Annotated in this window: 18 protein-coding genes; 7 read left to right on the forward strand and 11 right to left on the reverse strand. The window is 52.0% G+C overall.

The features are described from left to right. Positions 1–11 precede the first annotated feature (11 nt). The 5 genes from parE to AAY72_RS15870 are packed head-to-tail and all read right to left on the reverse strand — an operon-like array spanning position 12 to position 4,332. The gene (parE, locus tag AAY72_RS15850; protein WP_057788845.1) at positions 12–1,904 is read right to left on the reverse strand and encodes a DNA topoisomerase IV subunit B; all 1,893 of its coding nucleotides are present in this window, start codon (positions 1,902–1,904) and stop codon (positions 12–14) included. A 21-nt stretch (positions 1,905–1,925) separates the two neighbouring features. After that, positions 1,926–2,486 (reverse strand): YqiA/YcfP family alpha/beta fold hydrolase, encoded by a 561-nt coding sequence (locus AAY72_RS15855; RefSeq protein WP_057788847.1) that lies wholly within the window; start codon positions 2,484–2,486, stop codon positions 1,926–1,928. Beyond that, positions 2,486–3,244, reverse strand: a complete 759-nt coding sequence (locus AAY72_RS15860) for a metallophosphoesterase (RefSeq protein ID WP_057788848.1) — start codon at positions 3,242–3,244, stop codon at positions 2,486–2,488. The genes AAY72_RS15855 and AAY72_RS15860 overlap by 1 nt, the downstream gene beginning before the upstream one ends. A gap of 2 nt (positions 3,245–3,246) precedes the next feature. Next, positions 3,247–3,651, reverse strand: coding sequence for a DUF1249 domain-containing protein (locus tag AAY72_RS15865; RefSeq protein ID WP_008985500.1), 405 nt, complete (start codon positions 3,649–3,651; stop codon positions 3,247–3,249). A 45-nt stretch (positions 3,652–3,696) separates the two neighbouring features. Continuing rightward, the gene (locus AAY72_RS15870; RefSeq protein WP_057788850.1) at positions 3,697–4,332 is read right to left on the reverse strand and encodes an NUDIX domain-containing protein; all 636 of its coding nucleotides are present in this window, start codon (positions 4,330–4,332) and stop codon (positions 3,697–3,699) included. A gap of 126 nt (positions 4,333–4,458) precedes the next feature. On the opposite strand from AAY72_RS15870, the gene tolC reads away from it, so the two are divergent. The 3 genes from tolC (at position 4,459) to AAY72_RS15885 (ending at position 7,393) form a co-directional block, all read left to right on the forward strand. After that, positions 4,459–5,754 (forward strand): outer membrane channel protein TolC, encoded by a 1,296-nt coding sequence (tolC, locus tag AAY72_RS15875; protein WP_057788852.1) that lies wholly within the window; start codon positions 4,459–4,461, stop codon positions 5,752–5,754. A gap of 112 nt (positions 5,755–5,866) precedes the next feature. Then, on the forward strand, positions 5,867–6,793 hold the full coding sequence (gene lpxL / locus AAY72_RS15880; RefSeq protein ID WP_057788965.1) for an LpxL/LpxP family Kdo(2)-lipid IV(A) lauroyl/palmitoleoyl acyltransferase: 927 nt from the start codon (positions 5,867–5,869) through the stop codon (positions 6,791–6,793). A 15-nt stretch (positions 6,794–6,808) separates the two neighbouring features. After that, a complete protein-coding gene (locus AAY72_RS15885) occupies positions 6,809–7,393 on the forward strand; it encodes a TcpQ domain-containing protein (protein WP_057788854.1) in 585 nt (194 codons plus the stop codon). Here AAY72_RS15885 and glnE read toward each other — a convergent pair. Next, a complete protein-coding gene (gene glnE / locus AAY72_RS15890) occupies positions 7,362–10,154 on the reverse strand; it encodes a bifunctional [glutamate--ammonia ligase]-adenylyl-L-tyrosine phosphorylase/[glutamate--ammonia-ligase] adenylyltransferase (protein ID WP_057788856.1) in 2,793 nt (930 codons plus the stop codon). The genes AAY72_RS15885 and glnE overlap by 32 nt on opposite strands. Positions 10,155–10,180: 26 nt before the next feature. After that, the gene (locus AAY72_RS15895; RefSeq protein ID WP_231728985.1) at positions 10,181–11,101 is read right to left on the reverse strand and encodes an inorganic triphosphatase; all 921 of its coding nucleotides are present in this window, start codon (positions 11,099–11,101) and stop codon (positions 10,181–10,183) included. A 112-nt stretch (positions 11,102–11,213) separates the two neighbouring features. Here AAY72_RS15895 and AAY72_RS15900 point away from each other — a divergent pair, with 112 nt between their 5' ends. After that, positions 11,214–11,813, forward strand: a complete 600-nt coding sequence (locus AAY72_RS15900; protein ID WP_057788860.1) for a TIGR04211 family SH3 domain-containing protein — start codon at positions 11,214–11,216, stop codon at positions 11,811–11,813. A 22-nt stretch (positions 11,814–11,835) separates the two neighbouring features. Here the strand turns inward: AAY72_RS15900 and AAY72_RS15905 are convergent, their stop codons facing one another. Then, the gene (locus tag AAY72_RS15905; protein WP_040292112.1) at positions 11,836–12,351 is read right to left on the reverse strand and encodes an Lrp/AsnC ligand binding domain-containing protein; all 516 of its coding nucleotides are present in this window, start codon (positions 12,349–12,351) and stop codon (positions 11,836–11,838) included. Between the two features lie 133 nt (positions 12,352–12,484). On the opposite strand from AAY72_RS15905, the gene putA reads away from it, so the two are divergent. Both putA and AAY72_RS15915 read left to right on the forward strand, forming a co-directional pair. Next, positions 12,485–16,261, forward strand: coding sequence for a bifunctional proline dehydrogenase/L-glutamate gamma-semialdehyde dehydrogenase PutA (gene putA / locus AAY72_RS15910; protein ID WP_057788862.1), 3,777 nt, complete (start codon positions 12,485–12,487; stop codon positions 16,259–16,261). 106 nt (positions 16,262–16,367) lie between these two features. Then, positions 16,368–17,495, forward strand: a complete 1,128-nt coding sequence (locus tag AAY72_RS15915; protein WP_057788864.1) for an HD-GYP domain-containing protein — start codon at positions 16,368–16,370, stop codon at positions 17,493–17,495. A 9-nt stretch (positions 17,496–17,504) separates the two neighbouring features. Here the strand turns inward: AAY72_RS15915 and AAY72_RS15920 are convergent, their stop codons facing one another. Both AAY72_RS15920 and AAY72_RS15925 read right to left on the reverse strand, forming a co-directional pair. Then, positions 17,505–18,185: a general secretion pathway protein GspB gene (locus tag AAY72_RS15920; protein ID WP_057788866.1), complete on the reverse strand. Its 681-nt coding sequence runs from the start codon at positions 18,183–18,185 to the stop codon at positions 17,505–17,507. Between the two features lies 1 nt (position 18,186). Next, entirely contained in the window at positions 18,187–19,116 is a 930-nt protein-coding gene (locus AAY72_RS15925) for an ExeA family protein (protein WP_008985488.1), read from the reverse strand. A 76-nt stretch (positions 19,117–19,192) separates the two neighbouring features. Between AAY72_RS15925 and AAY72_RS15930 the strand changes: the two genes are divergently transcribed. Continuing rightward, a complete protein-coding gene (locus AAY72_RS15930; RefSeq protein ID WP_197408433.1) occupies positions 19,193–20,422 on the forward strand; it encodes a multifunctional CCA addition/repair protein in 1,230 nt (409 codons plus the stop codon). Here AAY72_RS15930 and AAY72_RS15935 read toward each other — a convergent pair. Then, positions 20,419–21,222, reverse strand: coding sequence for an undecaprenyl-diphosphate phosphatase (locus AAY72_RS15935; RefSeq protein ID WP_057788870.1), 804 nt, complete (start codon positions 21,220–21,222; stop codon positions 20,419–20,421). The genes AAY72_RS15930 and AAY72_RS15935 overlap by 4 nt on opposite strands. Between the last annotated feature and the right edge of the window lie 2 nt (positions 21,223–21,224).

Genomic DNA, 21,224 nt, shown 5'->3' on the forward strand with positions numbered 1-21,224 from the left:
TGCACGAACCGTCAGGCAATGATTGCCCGATCACCCTTTTGTTCCAGCCAGTCTTTACGATCATGGGCGCGCTTTTTCGCCAGCAGCATATCCATCAGCTCCAGAGTTTGCGGTGCATCGTCAATAGTCAGCTGCACCAGGCGGCGGGTATTCGGATCCATGGTGGTCTCTCTTAGCTGTAACGGATTCATTTCGCCCAAACCTTTAAAACGCTGCACATTGACTTTGCCACGTTTTTTCTCCGCTTCGATCCGATCCAGAATACCGTTCTTCTCTTCTTCATCCAGCGCATAGTAAACATCTTTGCCGATATCGATCCGGTACAACGGCGGCATCGCAACAAACACATGCCCCTGCTCTACCAAATGGCGGAAATGCCGCATAAAGAGCGCGCACAATAAGGTAGCAATATGCAAACCATCGGAGTCAGCATCCGCCAGGATACAGACCTTGCCGTAACGTAGCGCCGAAAGGTCCTCAGAATCCGGATCAATGCCTATTGCAACAGAGATATCATGTACTTCCTGCGAGGCTAAAATTTGCGAGGATTCGACTTCCCAGGTATTGAGGATTTTACCGCGCAGTGGCATCACCGCTTGAAATTCACGGTCACGCGCTTGCTTGGCTGAACCACCGGCAGAATCCCCTTCCACCAGAAACAGTTCAGTACGGGCCAGATCCTGGGCCGAACAATCGGCCAGTTTACCCGGCAGTGCCGGGCCAGAAGTGACCTTTTTACGCACGACTTTTTTCGCCGCTTTTAAGCGTCGCTGCGCATTGTTGATACAGAAATCCGCCAGTGCCAGCGCGATATCAGTATGCTCATTTAACCACAGGCTAAAGGCATCTTTGACAATACCGCCGACGAAAGCAGCCGATTGCCGCGACGATAAGCGCTCTTTAGTCTGACCGGCAAATTGCGGATCCTGCATTTTCAGCGACAGCACATAGGCACAACGGTCCCATAAATCTTCCGGTGACAGTTTAATGCCGCGGGGTAATAAGTTGCGGAACTCGCAAAATTCGCGCATGGCTTCTAACAGCCCCTGACGCAGACCATTGACATGGGTACCACCCTGCGCCGTCGGGATCAGGTTGACGTAGCTTTCCGTGATCAGCTCGCCACTCTCAGGTAGCCATAACAATGCCCACTCCACCGCTTCGGTGCTGGCGGCAAACTGGCCAACGAAAGGGTGATCCGGCAAGGCCTGATATTGCTGCACTGCTTCGGCCAGATAATCGCGGATCCCGGCCTGATAACACCACTGGTATTGTTGCTGGTTGACCTTATCGTCAAATTTAACCGTAAGCCCAGGGCATAGCACAGCCTTGGCTTTTAACACATGCAACAGGCGGCTGACCGAAAATTTGGGGGAATCAAAATAGGACGCTGTCGGCCAGAAGCGCACCCGGGTACCGGTATTACGTTTACCGACAGTGCCGGTAATCGCCAGCTCAGAGACTTTGTGACCATCAGCGAAGGCCATGTCATAAACATTGCCATCACGACGGATACTAACTTCAACCCGGCTGGACAGCGCATTGACGACCGAGATCCCAACGCCGTGTAAACCACCCGAGAACTGATAATTTTTGTTTGAAAACTTACCACCGGCATGTAAGCGGCACATAATCAGCTCGACGCCACTGACGCCTTCTTCCGGATGGATATCCACCGGCATACCACGGCCATTATCAATGACTTCGATCGACTGGTCATCGTGCAGGATCACCTGCACCAGATCAGCATGGCCGGCCAGGGCTTCATCGACGCTGTTATCGATAACTTCTTGCGCCAGATGGTTGGGTCGGGTGGTGTCGGTATACATACCTGGGCGGCGTTGTACCGGTTCTAAACCGGTTAACACCTCAATCGATTCGGCGTTATAGAGTTGTTCAGTCATATTGTTATCGTTGCTTCCTGTTTACGGCTGTTGCAAACAAAATTCTGCGATCTTTGCCAGGTATTGCTGATAGCCAACAAAGCTGTGGTCACCACCTTCAACCAGCTCAAAACGGGCGCCTTGATAATATTCCAGAGCCTGGCGGTAATCTAACACCTCATCGCCGCTTTGTAATAGTACAAAATACTGTTCTGGCCGCTTTAGCGTCAAGGGCATCAGGCTGGCCAATTGCGTCATATGTTCGGTCCGTACCTGGTAACGCTGCTGCAAGACAGGATGATGATAGTCACCGATATAGTCTGCCAGCACTTTGTGCGGCGCGACTGCCGGGTTAATTAAACAGGCGCGGCAACCATAGTGCTCCGCTAACACCGTTGCTAAAAAACCACCCAGTGAACTACCAATCATGGCTGTTGGCGGCGCAGTAATTTGTTGCGCCAATACCGCCATGGCTGCATCCGGGGTGTAAGGTAAATCCAGGGCAGTAATCTGAACCCCGGGTAAAGTTGAAAAATAATCCACCGTCAGGCGGGCTTTCTCCGACTGACTGGAACTGGCAAAACCATGTAAGTAATAAAGCATTAAATCCTCTTAAACTGCCAGCGTACGGTACCGCCAGCACTAAATTGCCATTCACACCATTGTGGCCCCTGATTGACGGTTTGCCAGTCAGGTGTTTCCAAAAACTGCACTGAGCTGGCAGGGCAGCCGACCAGTTGGATCCCCTGCTGCTGGCGTTGATAAGCCAGATGAGCATGGCCATGACTGAGTCCGCGGACCCTGGGTTCATCTTGCAGCAACTGCCAGAATGCCTGTTGTTCGGTCAGGCCGTATTGATCAATAAAACAGGCTAAGGGTTGCGGATGATGATGCATAAACAGCCAAAAATGCGCGCTCGTACTCTGTCTAAACTGCTGCTCTAGCCCCTGTTGTTTCGGTTGCGGAAAGCTGCCGGCTGGCGTCGGTCCTTTACTATCCAATAAAAACAGCTGCCAATCAGCCAACAGCAGACTCTCGGCCGCAACAAAAGGCCTGCGCTGCGTGAGTTCTGTAAGCAAGTGCAAATCATCATGATTGCCCGGCACCAGAAATACCGGACAATCCAGCGGGCAGAGCAATTCCGCCAGCAAAGCATAACTTGCGGCACTGTGATCCTGCGTTAGATCACCGGTCAGAATTACAGCGTCAGGCCGGTCAGACTGCAAAAACGCAATAATTTGCCGCAGATGCAGCGCCGGCTGACAACCCTGATACCAGCCATCAGGCTGCGCCAGCAAATGGCAATCTGTCAGCTGTACCAGGCGGTAGCTGTGCTGATGCGGAAAAACAAAAGATTTCATGCTTAACGAAACACCTCAGGTTCAGTGCGGTAACCCGCCTTGGCGCAGAGTTTTAACCAGTCACGTAATAACAAATTAATTTGCCGTTTTTCGTCCGGCTGGGACATCGTCGGATTCGGATAAGGATAGACTGCCGAAAAACGCCATTGCTGCTGTACCCGCACCACCTCCGCCAGGCGGGCATCGTGATACAACTGTACGTCAAAATCAGGTTGAAAAAAGCCGGGCTGGGACAACGACTGCTGATCTTGCAGTAGCGCAATCTTCAGCCGGGTCGTAAAGGGCGCAACCTCCAGAATAGTTAGCCGGTAACGGCTGGCTATCCCAAACTGAATATCACTGTGGGTTCCGACCTCTGACAAAGCCGGCAGTAAGCGGTGTAAAGCGGCATAGTTGCGCTCGCACAAGCTCAAAAAATCCGGCAGGTAGGGTATATACGACTTTCTTAGCAATCAGCTTCCCCAGCGTGTTGTCACGTCAGACAAATGCAACGCCAGCCACTGCAAGGCAATTACTGTGGCGGCATTATCAATTTTACCTTCAGCCAGCAGCTGCATAGCCTGCATTCTGGGCATGACATGAACTTTAATATCTTCATGCTCGGCACTCAAACCAAAGATCCCCTCCGCGACCGGCGCGGTTAAACGCCCCAGAAATAGCTGGATCCGTTCGGTACTACCACCCGGGCTGGAGTAATAGTGTAACATGGGCATCAGCTCTGTCAGTTCAATACCTGCCTCCTCTAGCGCCTCCCGTTTCGCCGTCAGCTCCGGGCTTTGTCCTGGTTCAATCATACCGGCAATGGCTTCCAGCAGCCAGGGACTCTGGCCACTACTCACAGCGCCGACCCGGAACTGCTCCACTAACACGATTTCGTCGGTCCCGGCATTGTAGGGCAGCACCACGACCGCCTGATCACGCTCAAAAATTTCACGGGTCATCACGTCACTCCAGCCGCCGGCAAAACATTTATGCCGCAGTTGCCAGCGCTCAATCCGGAAAAAACCCTGAAAAACGGTGCTTTTATCGAATATTTCCAGATCTGTTGCCGCAAAAGCAGGATACTGACGTACCTTGAATTCTGACATAGGTGTCCTCACATTTTGTTACACTCTTCAGGGTAACTTTACGGTATAATCATTACCTAGTTTACGTTAACAGGTTATCATTTGGGCACTTATACGCACTTTCGTTTATCACCAGGATTAATAAAGATGAAAAAAACCCTCTTAAGCACTTTGGTGCTGTCATCTCTGAGTTTGTTCAGCCTGAATTTGAGTGCTGAAGATTTACAAACTGTGTATCAACTGGCTACGCAAAAAGATCCTGTGGTACAGCGTGCAGCCGCCAGCCGCGATGCCGCGACAGCACGTATTGATGTCTCAAAAGCCCGCTTATTACCCAGTGTTGTTTTCGGTGCTGACGTCAGCCGTTCTACCGGTGATAACCTGCGTTTTAGTGGCAGCAATTCTGTCGGCGCCGGTATTCAGGCCAGACAATCGTTGTTCGACTGGAGCAACTGGCAAGGTTTAGACCGCGCTGAGAAAATCGCGCTGCAAAGCCAAACAATTTATGATGCTGAAGTGCAGGCGCTGATTGTGCGGGTTACCGATGCATACTTTAACGTACTGAAAGCCCGTGACAACCTGACTTTTGTCGCCGCGGAAAAACGTTCAGTCGAGCGCCAGCTGGAGCAAACCAAACAGCGTTTTGCGGTAGGTCTAACTGCCATTACGGATGTTCATGAAGCCCAGGCACAGTTTGATAGCGTTGTCGCCCGCGAAATCAGCAGTGAAAATGCACTGGAAAATGCCCGCGAAGCACTGCGTGAAATTACCGGCCAATACCATGCTCAGGTGGCACAGCTGGATACTGACAAATTCTCTGCCTCCCGGCCATCGCCAGAAGTGGTCACCGAATGGGTAAGTATCGCTCAGGAAAACAACCTGGCGTTAAAAGCACAGCGAATTGCGCTGGATGTGTCAGCATTAGACATTGATTTGGCAAAATCTGGCCATTTACCGACGTTAGACGCCAGCGCTAACTTAGGCGTGTCTAAGGTCTCAGGCTTCGATCGCTCAGACAGCAGCTCGATTGGGATTAATTTGTCAGTACCGATTTATGCCGGTGGCGGTATTGAAGCCGGTGTACGTGTTGCACAGGCTAACTATGTTGAAGTAAGCCAGGCCTTTGAGCAAACTCACCGCTCTGTCGTACGTCAGGTTCGCAGCTCATTTAACGATGTCAATTCCCAGATGTCAGTCATTCGCGCCCTGGAGCAAGCGGTGATTTCAGCGCAAAGTGCGCTGCAAGCCACTGAAGCGGGTTTTGAGGTCGGTACCCGGACTATTGTCGATGTGTTACTTAGCACCCGCAACCTGTTCGATGCGCAACGTAATCTTTCTGGCGCCCGTTATGATTACATTCTGGCACAACTGCAGTTAAAACAGGCAGCCGGTAACCTGACCGAGCAAGATCTGTTAGCTATTAACAGCGCACTGATCAATTAAGCTTAAGCGGGTGCGGCCTGAGGCGCACCCGCATCCTCCTACCAGTTTCGGCTTTTCTGACGGCGGTTTTCCGTTACAATACCGGCAATTCGATTTTCCGGAAGTCTCGATAGTGGTTAATGTTCCCCGTTTTAGTTGGCGTTTTTTATTACCGCAATATTGGCTGGTATGGCTGGGTGCAGGTTTGTTGTATCTGATTAGCTGGCTACCCTATCGGATGTTAATGGTATTCGGCGCTGCTTTCGGCCGGTTATTATTCAAAGTACTAAAATCCCGGCAAAAGATAGCGCGCCGTAATCTGGAGTTGTGCTTTCCTGAGATGCCAGAGGCTGAACGCGAGCTGTTACTGCAACGCAATGCCGAAGAAAGTGGTAAAGCCATGCTCGAAACGGTGATTGGCTGGTGGTGGCCAGATTGGCGGATCAGGAAGCTGGCGCATTTTAAAGGTTATGAGCATATTCAGCAGGCGCTGTCTGAGGGCAAAGGGGTACTATTGCTTGCTGCGCATTTTCTGCATCTGGAAGCGGCCTGTCGGGTCTTTGGCCTGACGCATCCCAGTGTTGGTTTTTACCGACCAAATAACAATCCATTATGGGACTATTTGCAATACCATGGTCGTGCCCGCTCCAATAAATATATGATTGGCAAACGTGACGTCAAAGGATTGATTCAGGCCTTAAATAAGCAGGAAGTGTGCTTTTATTTACCAGACCAGGACTACGGCCGTAATCGCGCTGAATTCGTGCCTTTTTTCGCCGTACCGGATACCGCCACCACTACCGGCACTTTGCTGTTTGCCAATGCCGCTAACTGCGTGGTGATTCCGATCATTACCAGCCGGCTCCCCGATTATCAGGGCTACCAAATCCAGGTCTTACCTGCCTTTAAAGACTTTCCCAGCGGTGACGATAAACTGGATGTCACCCGGGTAAACCAATGGGTTGAACAGGCAGTGTTATGTCATCCGGAACAATATATGTGGTTACACCGCCGCTTTAAAACCCGGCCCGACCCTGCTGCAGCCTCGCTGTATCACTAATTTGCCGGAGCCTGCATGAAAATTTTTTTTAGTTTACTGCTGTTAGTCCTGGCGCTGGCGTTGGGCTATTTTTTACTGGTGAAACCGGGTTTTCTGCTCAATACCGAGAAATCTAATCCGGCAGCAGAGGGCTTTAGCCGTTTTTATAGCAACTTCAGAAATACAGTCCTTCAGGGCACTAATCGTAGTGACTTTGTCATAAGCCTGCCAGACGGCAGTGTGGAGTTAATTCCACAATTAAGACGGCGTGAAGTTCAGGTTAAACCAGCCGACCCGGCTTGGCGTGGCGAAGTAATGCGCCGTCGTTTTCAAAGTGGTACCACCTTAAAAGACCAGCTCGGTCAATATGTACAACAAGAAGAGATGGTCCTATTCTGGACTCTGCCGCGGGATTATGTTGTTAAACAATTTTTTGAAACCAACGGCAGCTTGTTTGAGGCGCTGCAAGAATTGGCCTTTACCCTCGGCCCGGACTTTAAGCAACAGGTGAGTGCTTGGTACTGCCCAAAATCCAGAGCCTTGGTACTTACCGATCTGCAAGACCCGTTTTTACAACAGAATTGTATTGCTACCCCTCGTTCTCTGCCGCAGCGTCGCTAAGCCAGCTTTGCCAGGCGGCGGCAACAGCGGCGCGCAGTGTGTCGAGTTGCTGATCATTGCTAACGCTGGCCGGTGCCAGCGTTAGCCGGTGCCCCACCCCGCGTAATGCCTGATAAGCCTCCGCTAGTAACTGTGCCTGCTCGTTACTCATCAAGCCGACGGCAGCTGCGGCTTCGAGGATGCGGATATTATCACTGTAGCGGTATAAAGCCGGGTACCGGTGACCATAAGCCAGTACCAAATATTGGCTAATAAACTCCAGATCAACAATACCCCCCACCTGATGTTTGACATCAACACTTTCCTTACCGTGATGCTGGCGCAGCTTGTCACGCATTTCCTGCACTTCGTGCCGTAAACTGGCCAGAGGTCGCGGCTGCTGCAAAATCTGCTCGCGGATCGCGGCAAACCGTTGCTGTAAGTCCTCAGTGCCGACAATTAGCCGCGCCCGCACCAAAGCCTGATGCTCCCAGGTCCAGGCTTCTTGTTGCAAGTATTGCTGGTAAGTATCGATATGGATCGCCAACAGCCCCGAATTACCAGAGGGCCGCAAGCGGGTATCAATGTCGTATAACACACCGCTGTTGGTGCGGGTGGTACTCAGATGTAAAATACGCTGCACCAATTTTAAATAAAATTGCTGCGAGTCGATGGCGCGTTCACCATTGGTCGGGGCCTGACTCTGGCATTGGTGCACAAAGACCAGATCCAAATCTGAGCCATAACCCAACTCTAACCCCCCTAATTTGCCATAACCAATTACCGCAAAAGCTTTGTTTTGCGTACTCGTTTCAGCTGGCAAACCATACCGCGCGGTCATCTGTTGCCAGGCCAGCTCCACCAACTGTTCCACTATCACTTCGGCGAGCCAGGTCAGATGGTCACTGACTTTCATCAAGGGTAAGACACCGGTGATATCGGCAGCGGCAATCCGTAGTTGCATGGCTTGCTTAAACTGGCGCAAGGTCTCCATCAGCAGTTCCAGATCATCGTCCGGCACTCGTAACAAATACAGCCGCAACCGGTCCCGATAGTCGTCTTTCGTCGCTACCTGATACAGTTGTGCCGGATCAATTAACTCATCCAGCAACATCGGATAACGGGCCAGATGCTCTGCTAACCAGCCACTTTGCGCGCATAACTGCACCAGTTGCTGTAACGCAGGCGGATTTTCAAACAATAACTCAAGATAGGCAGTGCGGGTGACAATTTGCCGGAATACGCCAAGAATTCGGCTTAATACGGTGACTGAGGCCTGTTGTTGTTCTAACCAGTGTAATAACCGCGGCATTAACTTCGCTAAATAATCGCGACCACGCGGCCCCACCGAGCGACGCTGGCAATCTTGTTTAAACTGTTGCAGTTGCGTAATAAGCTGACCCGCATCATCAGCCGTTAGCCAATCTAACTGCTCAGCCAGTTCCACCACCGGCAGCTCGCTATCCCAGAGTACCCGGCCTAAGCTGATTTCTTCGGCCTCCAGTTTTTCTTCCGGCTCGATCACCTCACGAAATTGTTGATGGATCCGCTGCATAGCCTGTTCTATTTCATATTGCAGCTGCGACCAGTCCTGACGCCGCAGCGCTGCAAGTAACTGTTGTTGCTGCGCGGCATCTGCCGGCAAGGTTTGCGTTTGCTGATCATTAATCCCCTGCAACGCCTGCTCCACTTGCCGTAACCACAAATAATCGTCACGCAGTATCTTTGCGGCTTCAGTGCTGATAATACCCTCTGCCACCAGAGCCTGTAATGCCAATAGCAAAGAAGGTTGTTGCAGGCTGGGAATACGGCCACCGCGGATCAGCTGCAGCGTTTGCACGATAAATTCCACTTCACGAATGCCACCCGCGCCCAGCTTAATATTGTCGCGCCGGTTTCGCCGGCGGTTTTCCTGTTCAATCAGCTGTTTCATCCGGCGCAAAGATTCAATCGCCGAGTAATCGATATAGCGCCGATATATAAAGGGCTTGAGCAGAGCCGTCAGCTCCGGCGTAAAACGCGCTTCCGGGTTGAGAACCCGCGCTTTTAGCATCGCGTAACGTTCCCACTCCCGCCCCTGCTCCTGGTAGTAATCTTCCAGTGCGGCAAAACTGAGTACCAGTGGGCCGCTATCGCCAAAAGGACGCAGCCGCATATCTACCCGATAACAAAAGCCATCAGCCGTCACCTGATGCAAAGCCGCGATCAGTTTCTGGCCGAGCTTGGTAAAAAATTGCTGGTTTTCCAGACTACGCCGGCCACCAGAGGTTTCGCCATGCGCCGGATAGGTAAAGATCAGGTCAATATCAGATGAAAAATTTAGCTCTTTGCCGCCGAGTTTCCCCATCCCCAGAATCAACAGCGGCATGGGCTGACCGCTGCTATCAAGTGGCGTTCCATGCAGCGCACTGAGTTGCCGATAAGCCCAATGATAGGCACTGTTAATCAGACAATCTGCCAGGGCGGAAACCTGTAACAGGCTGCTGCTAACTGGCTGCAGTTGCAGAATATCAGCCGCTAAAATTTGGCATAAGCTGGCATTGCGATAACGCCGCAGCATGGCAAACGCTTCCGCATCACTGGCGTCCGGCTGTTGTTGTAACGGGTCGCAGAATCCGGCCTGCAGCATCTGCTGTAAGCGGGAATCCTCTGTTAACACCGCTTGCAATGCCGGCTGCTGGAGTACCGTGCGGCTGATAAAATCGCTGGCACGCTGCAATAATTGCCAGTTTGCGTGCTGGCGGTCACTTAACGCGGCAGTTGCAGGAGTGAGTTCTGACATCCGTTTGCGCTCCTAAGTTGAAGGGTTCAGGCCCGGTTAAACAACAAGGCGGATAGCGTCACTAACCATTGTTGGTAGGCTTGACTGTTAAACAACAAAGCTTGCTGTTCGGTAAGTTGGCGCTGTAGCGCGCGCGCCTGGGTCGCCAAGAGCTGCTCGCCCTCGTCCTGTAAAATATCGGCTAACTGCAATAACTCCGCTGCAGCGTCCGACAACAACTCAACTGCCAGCTCCTGAGTATAGCAAGCCTCTAGTTGCTGTAACCGTTGCAGGTGCCGCAACAGGCGCTCTGCCGGGTCTAGCGACACGGCCAAAGCAGCAGGTCTGGGGGTGGTTTTTTGCTGATACAACTGATAACCGCGTGCTGCTTTACTCAGCCAGCCCGCGCGCAGCGGCAAATGCTGTAATAAAAAGTGTGCCAGCTGAAACAGCTCGTTGGCATCACCACTAAGCAGTTCCAGCTCCAGCTCAGCCAGCTGCTGCCGTCGCGCTCCGGAACGGACTTCGCCTAAATCATAGACCACATCAATTTCCGCGTGCGCAGTGCGCAGCAGCCAGCTTTGGCGGCTAAAGTCGGTGCGAAACAATTCAATCAGCTCCGCCTGCAGTTGCGCCAGATCGGTGGCCACCGGCCAAATTTCCGCCGGGAAGTCGCTAAGCTGCGGTCTGACACCCGCACAAGGCAAGTTATATTCCGGCCGGACTTGTAGTGCGCCATGGTGCTGACCGGCAAGCTTAATCGTTTGTTCAAAACGTCCTTGCTTCTGGCGGGTACGCAGGCCCATATCATGCTGGCGAAACCACTGTGCTGGCGTATCAAAGTAGGCGTTTAGCAAGGCGCTGACTGGAGCAGCAGTTATCTCACCGTATAATGCCAGTAATTCAGGCAAAGCCGCTGCGTCTGCCGGCCCTAACAGAAACTTTAACTCCAGTTCCAGACTCATCATTTTCTCTCCTGCAAGGGTAAAGGCCGAGGTATTAGTCCTTGTAAACTGCGCCACAACTGCCTATCATCGCCGATACCTTTGCATTACTGCGTTGATTTTTGTCAGGATACCTATGTTCAGTATATTTCGCAGCTGTTGTCGCCGGTTATTTTTGTTAAGTCTGTTGCTGTGTTGGCTACCAGCCCAGGCCCAAACCGAACAACAGCCCGCCTTTATCTCCGACAATCTGGTGGTCTATTTACATTCTGGTCCGGGTAATCAATACCGGATTGTTGGCACCCTCACTGCTGGCAGCGAAGTGATCAAGTTGGCAGAGCAGGATGGTTATGTGCAGATCCAGGTTGATGAGACGCGCAGTGGTTGGATCCCAAAAGAAAATCTTAGCTTTACGCCGGGGATCCGCAGCCAGCTAACTGATTTACAAAGCCGTTTTGAGCAACAAAGCGTGCGGTTAACCGAGTTGGAGCAACTTAGCAGCGAAGGCCAGCAGGCTCTGCAACGTCTGACGCTGGAGCGCGACCAGGCGCAGGCAGAGCTGGAGCAACTGAAACGCAGCAATGAACGTTTGAGTAAAGAGCTGGACGCGCAGCAAGCCAGCTTCTGGCAACAGCCTATGGTACTGGGCGGAGCGATTTTACTCTTTGGTTTGCTTTTCGGTTTAATTTTACCCAAGCTGATCCCGCAACGGCGCAATAGCGAGCGCTGGATGTAGTGGCAAGCGTAACCTAAAGGCTTTAACCTGCCGCCGGTGGCGTACTGGCATCGGCGTGCAGTTTTAACGGTAAGCCCTGGTCATTTTTTACCTGCTCGATCACCACATAGGTATGGGTTTGCGCCACGCCGGGTAAATCAACAATTTTTGCCAGAATACTGCGATAGGCCTCCATATTTGGCAGCCGCAGTTTCAGCAAATAATCAAACCCCCCCGCCACCATATGGCATTCCGCTACCTGCGGAATTTGTACTACCGCATCGCGGAATTTATCGAATACATCGCTGGTGGTGCGATCTAAAGTCACCTGAATAAAAGCTGCAGTGCCATAGCCAAGTTTGCTGCTGTTTAGCCTGGCACCATAGCCTTCAATAAAGCCTTCTTTCTCCAGCCGCTTAACCCGATCGATACAAGGACTGGCACTTAAATTGACCTTCTTTGCCAGATCAACATTGGCAATACGCCCTTCTTTTTGCAACGTATCGAGGATACTGATGTCTATTCGATCTAACGCCTTAATTTTGCTGTTCGTCGTCATGGCAGTATTTTTTTGGGTTTGAGGTTTCATTGGCAGAATTATATACGGTTAAATTGCAAAAATAACCACCCTATGCGGTAGTCTTTTCTCTACAATGCCGCCAATATTTCGGCCTAATTTCAGGATACTTCTTATGCTGTTTAATGGTTCATTGGTTACTACCGACCCTTTACGCCAAATCATTCGCGACCACTACCGCGCGGATGAAGATCAGGTATTGGATTACCTGCTGCCTTTGGCAGAGGTCGACGCCAAAACCCGCAGTCGCGCCTGGGAGCGTGCCCGGCAACTGGTGTTGTATATTCGCCAGTCACAAGTGGGTAAAGGCGGTGTCGATGCGCTATTAAACGAATTCTCACTCTCGACCGAAGAAGGTCTGGTGCTGATGTGTCTGGCCGAGGCGCTGCTGCGGGTGCCGGATACGACCACGGCCGACCGGCTGATCCGTGACAAGCTGTCGCAAGGTGACTGGAGCTCACACTTGGGCAACAGCAGCTCACTGTTCGTCAATGTTTCAGCCTGGGGCTTATTGCTGACCGGTAAGTTGGTGAACTACTCGGATGAACAGCGTAAACAGCAATTTGGCTTATTAAAACGCACCTGTGGTCGTCTGGGTGAGCCAGTGATCCGGCAGGCTGTGCGCTACGCGATGCAGATTATGGGTACTCAGTTTGTTCTGGGCACAACTATCGACAAAGCCTTAACGCGCGCCACGGAAATGGAAGCCAAAGGCTTTAGCTACTCTTACGATATGCTGGGCGAAGGCGCCCGTACCATGGCCGATGCAGACCGCTATTTCGCCGCCTATATGACCGCTATTCACGCTATCGGTAAAGCGGCGAATGGCCGCGGTCCAATCAAAAGCCCCGGCATTTCGGTAAAATTATCGGCCATTCACCCGCGCTATGAATTCAGCCACCTGGACCGCGTACATGAAGAGCTGGTACCACGCCTGAAACAACTGGCACTGGCTGCCAAGTCTTACAATATCGGCTTTACTGTTGATGCCGAAGAAGCAGACCGGCTGGATATGTCGCTGGATGTGATCGGCAAAGTATTTAGCGATCCGGATCTGAATGGTTGGGAAGGTTTTGGTTTAGCGGTACAGGCTTATCAAAAGCGTGGCATCCATGTTATTGAATGGCTACGCGAACTGACGGTAAAAGTTGGCCGTAAGTTAATGGTAAGGTTGGTAAAAGGCGCCTACTGGGATACCGAAATCAAACTGTCGCAAGTAGAAGGTTTGGATGATTTCCCGGTATTTAGCCGCAAGCCATCGACTGATGTGTCTTATCAGGCCTGTGCTAAAAAGCTGCTTAGCTACCGCGACAGCATTTACCCGCAATTTGCCACCCATAACGCTTATACTGTGGCGACCATTCTGGAGATGGCCGGTGATTTAACCGGTTTTGAATTCCAGCGCTTACACGGTATGGGCGATGCGCTGTATGACTTAGTGGTTGCCAACGAAAAAGTCCCTTGCCGCATCTATGCCCCGGTGGGTGAACACTCGGATCTGCTGGCTTACCTGGTACGCCGTTTGTTAGAAAACGGTGCCAACAGCTCCTTTGTTAACAACATTATTGATGAAAAGATCCCGGTCGAGTCACTGCTGCAAGATCCGGTAGAAGTGGTGAAAAGTTGGCGCCAGAAGCGCAACCAGTCTATTCCATTACCGGCGAATTTATACGGCAGTAGCCGCCTGAACTCCAAAGGCATGGATCTGACGGATATCAACCAGCTAACGCCACTAAAACAGCATATGTCTGAGTTTGAGCAGCAGATCACCAGCCAACAGGCGCCAGAGGGTGCAGTGGCTGTGGTTAACCCGGCTAACTTAACAGAGGTGATCGGTTACCTGCACTACCATACCCCGGAGCAAATGCAGCAATTGCTGGCCAAAGCCGAGCAAGCTTTTGCCAGTTGGTCGGCAACGGCTGTTACCGAGCGTGCCGCCTTACTGCGTAAATTGGCGGATGCAATGGAGCAACATCGCGATGAGTTACTAACGCTCTGTGTTAAAGAAGCCGGTAAAGTCCTGGCTGACGCCGTGGCAGAGGTACGCGAAGCGATCGACTTCTGCCGTTACTACGCACATCAGGCCGAGCTGCTGTGTGCCAAACCACAGCAGGCGCGCGGCGTATTTTTATGTATCAGCCCGTGGAATTTCCCGCTGGCGATCTTTATTGGTCAGGTTGCTGCTGCCATCGTCGTTGGTAATACCGTGGTGGCGAAACCAGCCGAACAAACCAGCCTGATTGCCGTGCGCACTCTGGAATTACTGCGTGAATGTGGTATGCAAGAGCATGTGGTGCAACTGGTGATTGCGCCGGGCCGTCAGGTCGGTGAACACATAGTACCGGATCCGCGGGTACAGGGCGTGATGTTTACCGGCTCGACCGAAACCGGTTGCTGGATCGCCCGTAAACTGGCAGAGCGTGGTGGTGAGCCGGTGCCCCTGATTGCCGAAACCGGCGGTCAGAACTGTATGATTGTTGACTCGACTGCCCTGCCAGAGCAGGTCGTAGACGATGTGATTTCGTCGGGCTTCCAGAGTGCCGGCCAGCGCTGTTCGGCACTGCGGGTGTTATTCCTGCAGGAAGATGTCGCCGATAAAATTATTACCATGATTAAAGGTGCAATGGCTGAGCTGCATGTTGGCGATCCGGCCTGGTTAAGCACTGACTTAGGTCCGGTGATTGATGCCAAAGCGCATGACCGCCTGACCAGCCATGTTAATTATTTAAAAGATAAAGCTAAGTTGCATTATGCCTGTGCTATCCCCAGCGAAGGCGAACACTTCTTCTTTGCGCCGCACCTGTATGAGATCAGCGATCTGACCGTGCTGGAACGCGAAGTCTTTGGTCCGGTGGTGCATATTATCCGTTTTAAAGCAGAAGAAGTGGATCAGGTGATCCGTCAGATCAACGCAACCGGTTACGGCCTGACGATGGGTGTGCATAGCCGGATTGAACAGTTTACGACTAAGGTCGCCCGCGAAATCAAAGCCGGTAATATCTATGTTAACCGCAATATGATCGGTGCTGTGGTCGGCGTACAGCCGTTCGGTGGCCGTGGTCTGTCTGGTACCGGTCCGAAAGCCGGTGGCCCGCTGTATCTGGAGCGACTGGTTAAAGATAATCTGAGCGTTGACTGCGCAGCATTGGATGAGACGAAAAAAGCCCGCTTACTGGCAGAAACGACCAGCAGTGCGGTCGCTTATGCGATGCCAGCCGCAGCCATTGCCCAATATAAGTGGTCACAACTGACCACCAGCCAACGTACGTCAGTACTGCGACAATTCCTGGCGTCCTTAGCCAGCAATCAGGTGGTTAGTCGCCAGGAGCCGGATCTGGAGCAAGTGCTGATGGTGGCCCGCGCCAAACTGCAACGGGTGGAGTTGGAATTAAACCGGCCAATTAACCTGCCTGGTCCTACTGGTGAGAGCAATGTGCTGGTGTTGGATCCACGCGGTATTTTAGCGCTGCTACGCGATGACAGCAGCAGTTTTAGCCACTGGTTACTCAGTATTATCACCGCGCTGGCGGCTGGTAATGCCGTGATCACTGCCGTTGAAGACGCCGATTTGCCAGAAGCCGAAGCCTGCATCAAGGCGCTACTGGCTGCGGGGATGCCACAACATTTATTAGCTGTGGTACGGCTGGATTGTCTGACTACACTGTTAGCGCATCCGGAGCTGAATGGTGCCGTAATTGAAGTCAGCAGTGCGTTAAAACCGCTGGCTGCCGAGCTGATTGCTGCCCGCGAAGGCGCCATTCTGCCACTGATTACTTCACCGGCAGACGAGCGGATGTTACACCGCTTAGTTACCGAGAAGACCATCACCATCAATACTACCGCTGCTGGTGGCAATGCTTCGCTGATGACGATGGCTGATAACATCGGTTAAGAAGCAGATTTTTTTGCAGAACTACCGTAAAAGCCCGCTACCCGGCGGGCTTTTTGCTATGCTTAACGCAGCAACGACAGCACTACAGGATGTAGGATCGCTAAAGATGTCTTATCAGAAAGTAACTATCGATCAGCTACAGCCGGGTAGCTATGTAATTAAAGTGCTGGAGCAAACCGGCGAACTTGAAATTAAACATGCCGGTTGGGTCCGCACCCGCCAGGCTATTCGCTCATTACGTGCGCAAGGCGTGTTAGCGGTTGCCATCGATCCAGCCAAACAACTGTCGACCACCACTGCACCGGCCAAACCAGCAACCGAACGCGAACCTGAACCTATTGCCTTTCGGGCGCTATTTGCCGATGAACAACCCAAAGCACAACGCTGTATCGAACAAACACAGCAAGTGCAAAAGCAAGTGTTGCAAGCTGCGGCCAGTGGCGAGCCGGTTGATTTAAGTCTGGTACACGAAGTCAGCGCTGGCTTGTCCGATGCAGTAAGCCGCAATCCGGATGTACTACTCTGCCTCGGCCGTATTGCCGCGCAAAGCGACGCGCTGCTGCGGCATAGCTTGAACTGCGCCCTGTATATGGCCGCTTTTGCCCGTTTTCTGAATTTACCCAAACATAAAATTCAAGCACTGATCACGGCAGCTTTGCTACATGATGTCGGCAAAGCACAAAATCCAAAGTTATTGCAGGCCGAGGATGCCGCCGCAATTAGCACCAGTCTGGCAGTGTTGCAACGCAGTACGGCGCTGGCGGGGGAAGTGTCGTTATGGATTAGCCAACATTGCGCCTGCCCGGACGGTAGCGGCGAACCAGCCATCCGCGACGCGCAACTCGATAATGGCAGTAAAATGCTGGCTATTGTTAACCGGTACGAGAAGCTGTCTGCTCCCGAGCAAGGTTATGTCAGCCCTCTGGCGGCGGCACGGCAGTTGCTGGCGCTGGCACCCGCTAAAGTCGACGGGGATTTGTTACAGTTATTTATAAAGTGCATTGGCGTTTATCCACCTGGGACCGTGGTGCGACTGAGTACCGGCCGTCTGGCACTGGTATTAGAAAATAACGCCAAAAAACCGACCCTACCGAAGGTGAAAGTGTTTTATCACAGCACACATCACCATCATGTTCCCCCTAAGGTTGTGGATTTATCCCGTCAGGTCGAAGAGCAGGTTGAAGCCTGTGTTGATCTTAATAAGTATGGGTTAGATGTGCGTAACTACCTTTAAGAAAGATATTTACCACTCACTCAGTGCACGCATACTAAACAGTGTTTGACCAAACTCCAGCATCACATAATGCGGTGTGATTTCCCGTAATCTGACATCCGCTGTGATCCACTGCCCTTCCTGCAAAGACTTGCCATTCACTTTTACCCAACGCTGCGCCGGTTGGGTCGCATAGACATGAGCTTCAAATTTCAGCCGCGGTAACTGTCGTTGCAGGGTTAAATCCAGCATGCTGATATCCTGCGCCGGAGCAGAATGAGCCGTGATATTGCTATTGGCGCGAGGTTGTTGTTCACTTTGCGCCAGCGCACTGGCAAATCGCTCGCGCAGTTCTGCCGATACCTCAGGTTCAGGCACTGGCTCGGCAACAGGTGCAGCCTGCGCAGTCACCGTCACCACTTCTGGTTGTGGCGGCAGAGTTTCCGTAACCTTTTCAATGACGACAGGCTCAGCAACAGGCTCGGCCGGCTGCGTTAATGCCTGTGCAATGGTTGCGGTCGTCGCCGGCGTTACCGCAACCGGCTGCTGTGCTTCAGATACCGGAGCGCGCTGTAACAATAGATAACCTGCCGCAAAACCGGCTAGTACCGCTAACACTAAAGCCAACGCAATAGCCAGGTTACGCCAAAAATGTGAGACCGGCGCCGCAGCCGGTGCTTGTTGCTTTAACGCATCCATCAGGATGGACATATTATTCTCCGCGCCAGATTGGCAACAGTTGTACCGCCAGTAAGAAGCCCAGAATTATACCGAACAGCGCCAATAGCGGCCAGAGCCAGCCGGGTAATGTTTTCGCGACACTTGAGGCCTGATTTAACGGCAGGATTTCAGCGGCCGCGCGCTGCACCTCTTTGGCATCGACCACCGCTTGCTGCTTACCATAAGCCGCTAATAATGCCCGATCAGCCAGCAGGTTGAGTAAACGCGGGATCCCCCCGCTCAGTTCAAACAGCTTCTTTACTGCCTTGTCATTAAATACCGGCCGCTCACAGCCTGCGACCTTTAACCGGAAGCGCACATATTGTTGCACTTCGCTAAGATTAAGCGGCAGCAGATGATAACGGGCAGTAATACGCTGCGCCAACTGACGCAAATCGTTGCGCTGCAACAGTTGTTGCAGCTCTGGCTGTCCAATCAAAATCACTTGTAACAGTTTTTTGGTATTGGTTTCCAGGTTAGTCAGCAGGCGCAGTTGCTCTAACACCGCCGGTTGCAGATGCTGGGCTTCGTCAATAATCAGGATAGTCTTTTTACCGGCGTCATGATTTTTTTGCAGCCGCTGGGTAATTTTATCGCCCAACAGTTTCAGACTGGCGTCGGTTTTTTTATAGCGGATCTTAAGCTCATCGCAAATCGCCGCCAGTAACTCTAGCTCGGATAAAGTCGGGTTTAGGATAAAGGCCACATCGGTTTGCTCGTCCAGCTCTTGCAATAAACTGCGCGATACCGTGGTTTTACCGGTGCCGACCTCGCCGGTTAACAGCACAAAACCACCGGCATCGCCCAAGCCAAAGCGTAAGTGCGCCAATGCCTCAGCATGACGCGGGCTTAAAAACATAAAATCCGGGTTGGGCGCTATCGAAAACGGCGGGCTGTTAAAACCAAAAAATCCGCTATACATCGCTATCCTGTTTATCAGCACTGCAAATTAGGCCAAGGCGGGTATAATGGCAAAAAAACAGCAATCAGGAAAGCGTGTGCAAATTTATCTTGTTGGCGGCGCGGTGCGCGATGAACTGCTGGGCTACCCCTTTACTGAGCGTGACTATGTTGTGGTTGGCGCCAGCCCGGCGCAGATGCTGGAACTGGGCTATCAGCAGGTAGGTAAAGATTTTCCGGTTTTCCTGCATCCGAAAACCAAAGAAGAATACGCCCTGGCCCGCACCGAGCGTAAAGCTGGCAGTGGCTATACCGGCTTTAACGTCTATGCGGCGCCTGATGTGACGCTGGAGCAAGATCTCGCCCGCCGCGATCTGACCATCAATGCTATCGCCAAAACGGCCGACGGCACATTAATTGATCCCTTTGGCGGCGTTAAAGATTTGCAAGCACGACTGCTGCGGCATGTCTCAGCGGCTTTTGTTGAAGATCCGCTCAGGGTACTGCGTGTCGCCCGCTTTTATGCCCGTTATGCGCATCTGGGTTTTCAGGTAGCGCCGGAAACCTTAGCGTTGCTGCAGCAATTAAGTGGCAGTGGTGAATTGCAAACACTCAGTGCCGAGCGCGTCTGGATCGAAACCGCCAAAGCATTGAGTACCGGTACGCCGGCTGCCTACTTCGATCTATTACAGCAATGTGGTGCTTTGCAGGCACTGATGCCTGAACTTGCCGCGCTGTGGGGTGTACCACAACCGGAAAAATGGCATCCGGAAATTGATACCGGAGTGCATACCTTGCTGGTGCTGGCGCAAGCGGCCAAGCTGTCAGAAAAAATCGAAGTCCGTTTTGCCAGTTTAGTGCATGACCTGGGTAAAGGTGTTACCCCAACGGCTTTGTTACCTTCCCATCATGGCCACGAACATACGGGTTTACCATTAATCCAGCAGCTGTGTGAGCGCTTACGGGTACCTAATAGTTGCCGTGAACTGGCGCTGCTGGTTTGCGAGTATCATCAGCTGGTGCACCGCGCCCAGGAGTTAAAAGCCAGCACCGTGCTGAAGTTTTTCAATGCGATAGATTTATGGCGCAAACCAGAGCGACTGAACGATATTCTGCTCTGCTGCACCGCCGATCTACGCGGCCGTACCGGTTTTGAGCAGGCGGAGTATGCGCAGGCCGCTTATTTGCAGCAGTTGGCAGAAGCCGCGCTGCAGGTCACAGCGCAGCAGGTCATGGCTACGGGTATCACCGGCCCGGCGATTAAAGAGGCGCTAAACCAAGCCCGGTTAAACGCCATCGATACCGCCAGACGGGATGAGTGGCGTTAGGCACTAAAACTTAAAAAGACAATCAAGCCCACACCTAATAACAGCCGGTAAATTACAAAGGGTAACATCCCCATCCGGCTGATAATTTTTAGGAAGAAGTGAATACAAATTAAAGCGCTGATAAAAGACAGCACCATACCTAATAAAATACCGCTGATATCGTACTGGGTCGGCTCACTTAGCAGTTTGCTGGCTTGGTAACCACCACTTAACACAATAATCGGGATTGACAGCAAAAACGAAAAGCGGGCAGCGCTGACTTTATCTAACCCGAGCAGCATCGCTGCGGTCATGGTAATACCAGAGCGTGAGGTGCCGGGAATTAGCGCCACTGCCTGTGCCAGACCAATGAACAACGCCTGACGCCAGTTCATCTGCTCCATACTAACCTGTTGTTTAGCAGTCGCATCGGCTAACCACAGTAGTAAGCCGAATACTATGGTGGTGATTGCCAGTACCCAGGGCGAGCGCAAAAAGGTCTCAATCAAATCGGCAGCCAGTAAACCGGCTAACCCGGCCGGAATGGTTGCTAATATCACCCACCACGCCAGCTTACTATCGGTACTATGTTGCCCCCCCAGGCTTTTTATCCAACCCACGGTTAAATTGGCGATATCCTGCCGGAAATACAACATTACCGCTAATAAGGTGCCAACGTGCACCGCCACATCAAAAGCAATGCCCTGATCTTCCCAGCCGAAAATGGCGGAAGGCAGAATCAAATGGGCGGAGGAAGAAATAGGTAAAAATTCGGTAATACCCTGAATAATCGACAGGATAATCACTTCAAGCATGCTCAAGA

Source organism: Alishewanella sp. WH16-1, from assembly GCF_001441695.1.
Taxonomy (GTDB): domain Bacteria; phylum Pseudomonadota; class Gammaproteobacteria; order Enterobacterales; family Alteromonadaceae; genus Alishewanella; species Alishewanella agri.